This window comes from Pseudoalteromonas sp. S16_S37, from assembly GCF_014694405.1.
GTDB lineage: Bacteria > Pseudomonadota > Gammaproteobacteria > Enterobacterales > Alteromonadaceae > Pseudoalteromonas.
The window spans coordinates 1-9,419 of record NZ_JAAUWV010000092.1 but is presented as its reverse complement, the minus strand read 5'-3'; the positions used below and the strand labels follow the sequence as shown (position 1 = coordinate 9,419).

Annotated in this window: 8 protein-coding genes and 1 pseudogene; 3 read left to right on the top strand and 6 right to left on the bottom strand. The window is 41.9% G+C overall.

Annotation, left to right across the window (positions count from 1 at the left end):
• Positions 1-307, bottom strand: a pseudogene (locus tag HC733_RS23290) (IS4 family transposase); the annotation flags it as partial.
• 165 nt (positions 308-472) lie between these two features.
• Here HC733_RS23290 and HC733_RS21205 point away from each other — a divergent pair.
• The gene (locus HC733_RS21205) at positions 473-775 is read left to right on the top strand and encodes a hypothetical protein (protein WP_190366975.1); all 303 of its coding nucleotides are present in this window, start codon (positions 473-475) and stop codon (positions 773-775) included.
• A gap of 84 nt (positions 776-859) precedes the next feature.
• On the opposite strand, the gene HC733_RS21200 is transcribed toward HC733_RS21205, so the two are convergent.
• The 4 genes from HC733_RS21200 to HC733_RS21185 form a co-directional block, all read right to left on the bottom strand.
• Positions 860-2,053, bottom strand: coding sequence for a right-handed parallel beta-helix repeat-containing protein (locus HC733_RS21200; protein WP_190366974.1), 1,194 nt, complete (start codon positions 2,051-2,053; stop codon positions 860-862).
• Between the two features lie 168 nt (positions 2,054-2,221).
• Positions 2,222-2,647, bottom strand: coding sequence for a hypothetical protein (locus HC733_RS21195; protein ID WP_190366973.1), 426 nt, complete (start codon positions 2,645-2,647; stop codon positions 2,222-2,224).
• Positions 2,648-2,779: 132 nt separating this feature from the next.
• Positions 2,780-4,120, bottom strand: a complete 1,341-nt coding sequence (locus tag HC733_RS21190) for an NAD(P)/FAD-dependent oxidoreductase (RefSeq protein ID WP_190366972.1) — start codon at positions 4,118-4,120, stop codon at positions 2,780-2,782.
• Positions 4,121-4,139: 19 nt separating this feature from the next.
• The gene (locus tag HC733_RS21185) at positions 4,140-4,697 is read right to left on the bottom strand and encodes a GNAT family N-acetyltransferase (RefSeq protein WP_190366971.1); all 558 of its coding nucleotides are present in this window, start codon (positions 4,695-4,697) and stop codon (positions 4,140-4,142) included.
• Between the two features lie 279 nt (positions 4,698-4,976).
• Between HC733_RS21185 and HC733_RS21180 the strand changes: the two genes are divergently transcribed.
• Complete coding sequence (locus tag HC733_RS21180) at positions 4,977-6,419, top strand: chitinase (protein WP_190366970.1); 1,443 nt, start codon at positions 4,977-4,979, stop codon at positions 6,417-6,419.
• Positions 6,420-6,812: 393 nt separating this feature from the next.
• Positions 6,813-8,006 carry an RsmB/NOP family class I SAM-dependent RNA methyltransferase gene (locus HC733_RS21175; protein WP_342366049.1) on the top strand — a complete coding sequence of 398 codons (1,194 nt, stop codon included), beginning with the start codon at positions 6,813-6,815 and terminating at the stop codon, positions 8,004-8,006.
• Here the strand turns inward: HC733_RS21175 and HC733_RS21170 are convergent.
• Positions 8,003-8,587 carry a LysE family translocator gene (locus tag HC733_RS21170; RefSeq protein WP_190366968.1) on the bottom strand — a complete coding sequence of 195 codons (585 nt, stop codon included), beginning with the start codon at positions 8,585-8,587 and terminating at the stop codon, positions 8,003-8,005. The genes HC733_RS21175 and HC733_RS21170 overlap by 4 nt on opposite strands.
• Positions 8,588-9,419 lie beyond the last annotated feature (832 nt).

Genomic DNA, 9,419 nt, shown 5'->3' with positions numbered 1-9,419 from the left:
TATCAGCGTGACTCCAGTCCACCAAAATGACCGGATGCTTTTCGGTCACCACAAGACGGCATAAACGAACATAAACCGTTGTCGATTCACGTAATAACTCATGGTTACTGAGCAGCCGATCAATGCGTTTAATGTCATGCTTTTCAGTTGTTTTTGACGCCAGATTGCGCCCAATCGAAGTCAGAGTACATTGCTGACAACGCAGAAGAGAATTTACGGAAGAAAGCAGTGTGTTAAATCTGGCCTTGTGCATTAAATCAGGAGTGACAGCGCGTAGCATATTGTGCAAAATAGTATCAGCATTCATGGTGTTATGTTGTTCTTTTTTATTTAGCGATTCATAAGATCACTAAACATCATGAATGTTCCCCATATTTTCCAAAATTTCTAAAATCTCCATCTTATTGATATATAAACACTAGTTTTGGGGATACCTTAGGTTGGGTACGATGCATCACAAAAAAGTGGCTATTTGACGCGTTTAAGTCGCTTATTTAAAGCACTTGAGCTCAGTCGCTATGGCTATTATGAGCTGGCAGAAGATGAGCTAACCAAGCATCCTCATCTTGGTGCTTTATTACTTGAAGTAAACAGTCAGTATTTTCCAAATGACGAGTATATTTACGGATTATGGGCTGAAGCTCTTAAGAAGAACGGCCAAATCAAACAAGCCGAAAAGCTCCTTAAGTCTGCTATTGAGCGCGTTGCAAGCGAGGCACAAAAGCAATACTTGCAAAAAGAACTAGCTCAGCTTGACTCAAAATCAACACTGTAGCGTAATTTAGTGATGCAGCTGACGCTGCATCACTAATTGTTAACTTAAAGAGAGCTGAGTTTTCTCTTCAATAGAGTGACAATGTTACTCCACATTTTCAACAATATAGTGTTTGTTATTGAGCACTTGGCGTTCAACTTGATCATTTAAAAATGAGAAAGTCATTGGGCGACTTGCGGCATCTAATCTGCCGTCATTTTCAATAGTGTTATCGCTTATCAAGTGTGCTGAAGCGGTATTGGTTGCATACAGTGTCAGGCCATAGGTTGTTGGCTGAATAATGAGGTTATCTTTATAGACATGTGGTAATCCGCCGCTTACCAGCGAGTTTTGCTGTGCGGCGTTACGTGCAAAAATGCCATTCTCTCCGGCATTAATAATTTTGTTGTTAATGACTTGAAGGTTATCACCGTCGAGCATCATACCATTACCGCCACTGCGATAGATTAAGTTGTCGCGTATTTGCACGTCATCACCACCTACTTGAATACCGGTATTTTGCCAAACAGGGGCAAATGGACTGACGCCGGTACGGTAAATCTTGTTACTGTAAATTTGCGCGTTGCCTTTTACAGAGTTTAGCTGAATTCCATCTGCGGCAGTTTGTTCAAGTTTATTATTATGTATACGCACATTCTCTAGTTTATGTGGATAAACAGTAGTAGCTACGCCGTTACACTCAAGTTTACGGCTTTTGCCTGTATAGCCAACATACATGCCTTCACCTTCTTCGGTGTGATGAACGTAGTTATGGTGAATGTTAATACCGCTCATAGTGAAGTTTTCTGCCCAAGTAGCAGGGTCACAATTTGGGTCTGTTTTGATAAGCATGCCAGCAAAGCGGGCGCGGTAAATTTCGATATTATCTACTTCTACTTGTTCACTGAGTTGGCCAATGCTCAGTGTACCGCCTAAGCGTATACCATAAGGCTGTGAAGGTTCAGGTGATACTGAGGTTAGTCTTAGCCACTTTGATTGCTCTACAGCAATACTGTACTCATACGGCTTGGTAGTCACTACACCATCAGCATTGCGGATAATGATCGGCTGTTCAGCACTGCCATTGATGTTTTTTAGTTTCAACGGACCGCGCTCACCGGCGGCTAAACAAATAGTATCGCCAGGTTGAATGTTCATAGCGAGCCCATCAACTAAATAATGTGATGATGGTATTGTAAAGTTACACGCAGCAATTTGGTTTTCATTTGCCACTGCTGAAGCAGCATTGAGTAACGGCAGAGCACTTAAAACGGCTAAGGTGAGTGCAGAGTGTTGCATAAGATGTCCCTAATCTGGATTGTGTTTGTACAGATAAATAAAACAGGAAAGGTTAACTGATGCAAGGGATATTCTTAGAAGGGCAAAAATATACGAAAATGGTATGGAAATAACAAAGATAAAACGAAAGCGCACTGCACTTTCGTTTTTAAAACATAAATTATCTTATTATTGGCACTTTATTGTTGCGTATAGAGGGTAACACTGGTTTTTGCTACCAGTGCTTTTGTTTTCCCATTTCTTTGAGTACCAGTTGTATTCTGCATATGATGACTCATCTTCGCCACACTTTATTGTGCTACCGCTTACTTCTTCACGGTGGCCTCGCTCTGTGCAAAATTGGTTGCCGTTAAGATAATTAACAAAAAAGTTATCTAAATAGCCACCCACCCATACTCGTGGATTGTAATAAGTAGTAGAAGTTGTAACGAGTGTGTCGCTCACTTTTGCAACTTCAACGACTGCTTTTTCGAAGGTAACGCCTTCCCCTTCGATGTGCTCTACATTGTTTAACAAAGTAACAGACTCAACTTCTTGGGCTAAAGTGAGTGTTGACGTAAGTGCCAAAAGGCTTAGTGCGATTGTCGTTTTCATAATATACCTGTTGTTTTAGTTAAATTTTATAAGCAGGTATATTAAACGCGTATTTTGTGTACTTTGTTTTTCCAATTTGTTTACATGAAATTAAATAATTACATCATTCATATGACAAGAGCAAGCAGGGGGTTAGCCCAGCTTGTCTTTAACTTGCGCATATTGATAATACGCAAGCTGCCCAAAGCGCCTGAACTTTGCAAACGGTAAGTAGGGTAAAGGTGTTTGATACAGAGGTAAATCTGGCACCGCTTGTTTGGCGAGCATTTGCGCCATACGATATGCAGCTTGTGCGCTAAATGATACCCCGGCACCGCAGTAGCCAAGAATATATCCCACGTTATTTTGTAAACAAATATGCGGCATATCATCCAAAGCGGCAGCGATAAATCCATTCCAATAGTAATCGTGATCAATGTTTTTAAGAGTTGGAAAGCTCTCCGCAAGCCCCTTTTTTAAGTTATTCAGGTAGACAGGGGAGTCTTGATGTTTGGCAAATACGGCGCCGCGGCCACCAAATAAAATACGCTTATCAGGCAGTAAGCGGTAATAGTACTTTAAAGTACGGGTATCCATAGTCACTTGGTGTGTTTTGATACCTGTAAGCCTTAGCTCTTCTTCGGTCAGCGGGCGAGTTACTAAAATACTGCTCAGAATAGGGAGATAGCGATTATTAATGAGTGAATGTGATTGTTTATTGTTATAGGCATTGCCCGCGTAAACCACATTGTTAGCCGTTAAAAAAGTATCGTTAACGTACAAGGTATGGCGATTTGAGGATGAATCAACCTTGGTCACCAACGCATTTTCGTATAATTTGACGCCCGCTTGTAATGCGATATCTCGATAGCCCAGCAGTAATTTTAAAGGATTCACACCAAATCCATCCGCTAAACGCATTGCGCCAAACGCTTGTTGGTTTAGCATGTAATCACGTTCAAGCTCTGATGTTGTCAAAAACTGTGCGTCATCCGTCCCAAGTTGTTTTAAAAAGTCTGCCTGTGCTTTTAAGCTTTGCATTGCTTTTTGATTGTGGGCGATTTTCAAGTAACCTTTAGCTTGTGGTTGGCAGTCAATGTTGTGTTCAGTTATCAACGACTCGACACGAGCAACAGCTTCACTGAATTCGTCATAAATACCTTTGCAAACATCCATTCCCCACTTTTTAGCCATTTGTGGGTAGCTCAAACGTCCAGACCCTTTTAACACAAAACCTGCGTTACGGGCGCTGGCACCAAAGCCAACTTGATTGGCCTCAAGCACACAACAGCTGATGTTGAAATAATGAGCAAGACAGTAGGCTGTAAGTAAGCCACTAAAACCACCACCAATGATCGCAACTTCATAATGTGCGCTCGTGCTTGGTGCTGGGTTAGGAACTGGTAAACTAGTTGTACTAGCCCAGTAGCTTGGCGCATAGCCACTTGCTTGACAGTGTGTATGTGTTAGCGGGTCGTAATAGTTCGGGCTCATATTATTCTTTTTCTTAAATTTAAAACATTAGTACCATTTCAGCTGCTTGGCAGTGGCACTCGTTACCGCAGATTGTGCAAACGTAACCATCATTAATGCAGTTTTCTAACCAGCGATCATCGTGTATTTTTATCAGCTTGCCACCGGCTTTGGTAAAATATTTTACAGCACTATTGCCTGGGCTTTGCTTCCAAAGGTGTGCAACACCTGCCAAAGCCCCTTGTTGCCTTAATGCAACCACGGAAGCGTGCAGGAGTTTTGGGCCAATGCCTTGTCCCTGAGCTTCTGGTGCCACAGCAATACACTTCAAATACGCCATCTGTGACGGCAGTACTGGCCATGCTTTAGGTGTGCTCCACTTGTCAATTGGCCACTGCTCAGCAGCGTAACTGGTTCTAAAACCGAGTAAATTATCTTGCCCATCTAAGGCAACAAAACAGGCATTAATGTCAAACTTGGTGCCAAGTTCTACCATTTTAGCTATCCCGGGCATATCAAGGTAGTTATCTCCATGCACTTGATTGGCAAGTTTAACCACTGCTGCAAAATGCTCAGGGCCTAATTGTGTTATTACCATACTGTTTACCTGCTTAATTGCTACTTTCTTACCTTACTGTGAATTTAATAATAAATCTCCATGAAAATGTAGGGACAGGGTGAGTTTTGTGAGAATTTTACTTAGAAATTAAAAAGCTATACCTCTTCGTCGATAATTTTGAACACTTGTTAAGCAAGCTGATTGTTACATTCCTTCACATAAAGTCGTTGACAGCGATGTCATTTGGTTAATACTCTTAAATCCAGTGTGAATTTTTTGTTTCTCACTCGATACAACATATAAAGAAGGAAGAATAACATGTTTAAATTAACCCCTATGGTGGTAGCGCTTAATTTAGCGGCTATTTCATCTGTAAGTGCAATGACGATTGAGCCTGATCCGCAAAATCCTGGTGGCTACCTAATATCAAAAGCTGAGCTACAACAAACGGTTGCTGCTAAAACCAGTAATCCTATGTATGCCACTTGGGCAAAAGCTTTAGAAACAAAAAGTAATGCCATTGTTGAAGCAATTTCACCGGGAAAAAGTGATAACCCTAGCAACGTAAAACGTGTGGAGCGTGTTTTTCCGCAAGCTGAGTGGGACTTTTTAACAAATATGGCAGCTCCTGAATATACCTATACGCGTTTTTTAAGAGCGATTGGTAAATTTCCTGCGTTCTGTGGTGAGTACACGGATGGCCGTAACGCTGATGCTATCTGTAAAAAATCAATCGTGACTGCATTTGCACACTTTTCACAAGAGACCGGTGGGCATATTGCAAAGGATAATATCTCAGATAATCCGTTAGGATTAGAAGAATGGCAGCAAGCTTTAGTTCATGTACGTGAAATGGGTTGGTCAGAAGGTCAACCGGGATATACGACAGGATGTGGTCAAAATGATTGGCAAAATAGACGCTGGCCGTGTGCGCAAGGGCAAGGCTATTTCGGTCGTGGTGCCAAGCAGCTTTCTTATCACTTTAATTATGGTGCATTTTCAGAAGTGATGTTTGATGGTGATGCCACTGTTCTGCTTAATAACCCTGGGCTGGTGGCAGACTCTTGGTTGAATTTGGCATCTGCGATTTGGTTCTTTTTAACACCGCAAGCACCAAAACCAGCCATGCTACATGTGATTGACCGCACTTGGTCACCTTCTCAGCGTGAGCAGGATGCGGGTATTGGCTACGGATTTGGTACCACGATTAATGTGATCAACGGTGGGATCGAGTGTGGCGAACAAAACAAAAATAAAGGTCAGCCAGTTAATCGTATTCGCTATTGGGAAGGCTTAGCACACTATTACAATATTCCAATTGAAACCGATGAAGAGAACACGTGCTGGCAACAAACACCGTACGGAAGTTTAAACCTTAACGGTGCAACTGATGTACTTTACACCAACTGGGAAGGTGATTGGGCCTACTATTCTGACAGACCAGGTGGTTATTCGTTTGAATGTAAGTTAGTTGGCTATCAAACGGCTTATTCAGCATTAGTACCAGGAGATTATGAAAAGTGTGTAACGAACTTTTATAAATCTCATGCAAGTTGGCCACAAGTAAGAGTGGTTGATGAGTTAACGCCACCAGATGACGAGCCACCAGTTGGAGGCGTAGCTGCGTGGGACGCAAGTAAAGTGTATTTAAAAGGCGACCAAGTTAGCTATAAAAATAAGATATATGAAGCGAAATGGTGGACTAAAGGCAATACACCAGACTCTTCACAGCCTTGGCAGTATATTCGAGATGTTAAATAACACTGCTCGATAACACTCAGTAAAAAGCCGATAGCGGGCACTATCGGCTTTGCTGTTAAACGTAGAGTAGGCTAGTTCAACAAAAATCATCCATGCTTTGCGTTATCTCTACCCTCATTCAAATATCACTCACAGTTCGGTCTGTAATAAATGTTTTTGGTTACGTAAGCCTTGGTATTAGCGTTATGATATCTGATACTGTATCTGAGACAATAATAGTTATGTAAATAATTGTTATATTGGTAATAAAGAGGTTGGCTTTCGCGGCTTCCTGACGAGAAAAAAGAGACAAAAAGCTGCGACTAGCAAAGAAATATGTAGTTAGATTTATTCGCTGTCATGCGGAAAAAAAGTTACAATCTGCACTGTTATCTTGAATAAATGAGGTTGTCTGTGCACGCAGATCGTCAATGTGCAGAAGCGCAAATTTCTGCCCTAGAGCAAATTATGTTTACCGAGCAATATGCAGATAAAGTGATCGAGCGAGTGCTTGGTGAACAAACGTATTGGGACCTTACAAATAGGCAAACCTTTGTTACAGACACCTACAATATTATTCGTTGGTGGCGCAAGCTTGTTGTTGCACTTGGCGGCGATGATGCGCGTCCTTCTTTGTGGCATGTTTGGGGGGCATATCAACTACTTAACTCAAAAACATTACCTGATTGGAGTGAACTTGCCGAACTGAATGTTGAGCAGTTAATTGGCAATTTAGATAACGCAACGTGTGCGCAAGTAAACAGTTACCCCGATTGGTTATGGCAAAGAGCCTCTAACGAGCTTGGTGAGCAGTGGTTGAGCGTTGCGCAAGGGTTAAATATACCAGCTAAAACCTACTTAAGAACCAATACGCTTAAAACGAATGCACCCGCTTTGCAAGTAGAACTGGCACGCGAAAATATAGCATGTCAGTTACTGCCAGACACCGATACTCTGGAGGTAACAAAATATGGGCACTTGTTTAAATCCAATGCGTTTTCTCAAGGCTGGTTTGAAATGCAGGATGCGGGCTCTCAACATATAGCGCCGCTGTTAAATGTAAAGCCGGGTCAGCGAGTAGTTGATGCCTGTGCAGGAGCTGGTGGTAAAAGTTTGCACATAGCTGCGCTCATGCAAAATAAAGGTTATGTGTTGTCGATGGATATTCATCAACACAAGCTAGATATACTCAAAAAACGCGCCAAACGAGCGGGTGTTCACATGCTTGAAACGCGCCTTATAAAAAATAGCAAAACCGTAAAGCGCTTAAAAGACAAGTTCGATTGCGTTTTGCTTGATGTGCCGTGCTCTGGTACTGGTGTACTGCGCCGTAATCCAGACGCTAAATGGCAGTTGGCAAATGACAACATCGAAAACTTAATAACGCTGCAAGGGGAAATACTGCAGCGCTATAGCCAGATGTGTAAACCCGGTGGTCGCTTGGTGTACGCTACGTGCTCGATATTACCGAGCGAAAATCAGCAACAAGTACAAGCGTTCTTGGCAAACAACCCTGAGTTTAAACTCGTTGAGGAAGTCAGCTTACTACCGGGCGTTAACACAGAGTATGATGGCTTTTATGGTGCAGCACTTGAACGTCAGCCTTAATGGCTGATCAGCACTGAAGCCACCACAAGTATTGCGAAAGAGCATAACCCGTTGAGCCGCTTTATATGCTGGCGGCTCTTAAACACTCGCCCCAACTTAGCACCCGCCAATAGCCATAACGCATCAATCACACTCACCAAACTAATGCAGATTAGGCCCGTTAACAGCAACGTATTAAATTGATCACCAACACAAAATTGAGAAAACAATGTGATCAACGATGCATACGCCTTTGGATTAATAAGGTTGAGTATTACCCCTTGTTTAAATCCAGGTAGCTGTTCATCGTTTTGGTGGTGAGTATCTTGAACATAGAGTTTATAAGCCAAATAAACGAGGTAGCCAACGCACATAATCGATAGTCCAGAGGCAAACTTAGGTGATGCTTCTAGCAGTTGCGTTAACCCAACATTGACCAATACCATCGCCAGCAATAGCCCTGTGAGAATACCGCTTAGAAACGGCAAATTACGCCTGTAACCAAAATTAGCGCCTGAGGCGAGTAGTGAAATCGGTGCGGGACCGGGACTGCCGAATAATAACAAAGTCATAAATAGCAAAGAGAATAGGGCGTCTTGCATAACAGCTCCTAACTTATACTATGCCGCTGAGCTTCATAAGGCTCAGTCGCATCGGAGTCTGTATACGGTAACCGTGAGTTTTAAAGCAAGCCGTAGAACGGGCATATTGTTGTTAGAATGATAAACCGAACACAAGACTCTTTGGCGCGGCTCTACGAACTTTTGGATTTATTATTTATATTTCAACAATACTTTAAGCTTTGTGTACAAATACCCAGCTGTCAAATCTTACGTGTAGGAGGGATATTTGTTTTAGTGCTTTGACGAAAAGGTTTGTGCCCACCTGAAAAACAACGATGGGCGAGGGCTGGTCATAGGTAAGCTTGTTTTTTGTGTGCACAATACAAGGGCACACTCAGTTTATACCTGTAATTTTCAACAGGTATAATTTATAACATTGAAGTTTGCGACCATTGACCCCGTTAATTCTTCTCACAATTATTTGAACCAAGCGCTTTAAGCTGTATATGTGTATGACTTGATTGATATTTTATTTCAAATATAAATCGGCTCATTCTCGTTTAAGTAAATTCTCGTTTTGTCTCCTTGGTTGCTGTTAACTTCGAAGGGTAAAATAGATGCTAACGTGCTAATATTTTGACAATTTAAATTTGATCATTGGTGTGATGTAGGGATAATGGGTAGAACATTAACGCGAATTCACGCTAATACACTGTTGAACTAAGCCGCTACGCGGAGATCCTCTTCTGAACATTTGAGCCACACTTACCTTGGGGTTATCCCATAACTTGGAGGTAAGTCATGAATACACTCATTGAACAAGTCAAAACTGAAATAGCCTATCGTGGTTATTCGCAAAGAACCTCTAAAA

Coding starts and splice junctions, on each gene's coding strand:
- HC733_RS21180 (WP_190366970.1), top strand. CDS start 4,977: ATGTTTAAATTAACCCCTATGGTGGTAGCGCTTAATTTAGCGGCTATT.
- HC733_RS21195 (WP_190366973.1), bottom strand. CDS start 2,647: ATGAAAACGACAATCGCACTAAGCCTTTTGGCACTTACGTCAACACTC.
- HC733_RS21170 (WP_190366968.1), bottom strand. CDS start 8,587: ATGCAAGACGCCCTATTCTCTTTGCTATTTATGACTTTGTTATTATTC.
- HC733_RS21190 (WP_190366972.1), bottom strand. CDS start 4,120: ATGAGCCCGAACTATTACGACCCGCTAACACATACACACTGTCAAGCA.
- HC733_RS21185 (WP_190366971.1), bottom strand. CDS start 4,697: ATGGTAATAACACAATTAGGCCCTGAGCATTTTGCAGCAGTGGTTAAA.
- HC733_RS21200 (WP_190366974.1), bottom strand. CDS start 2,053: ATGCAACACTCTGCACTCACCTTAGCCGTTTTAAGTGCTCTGCCGTTA.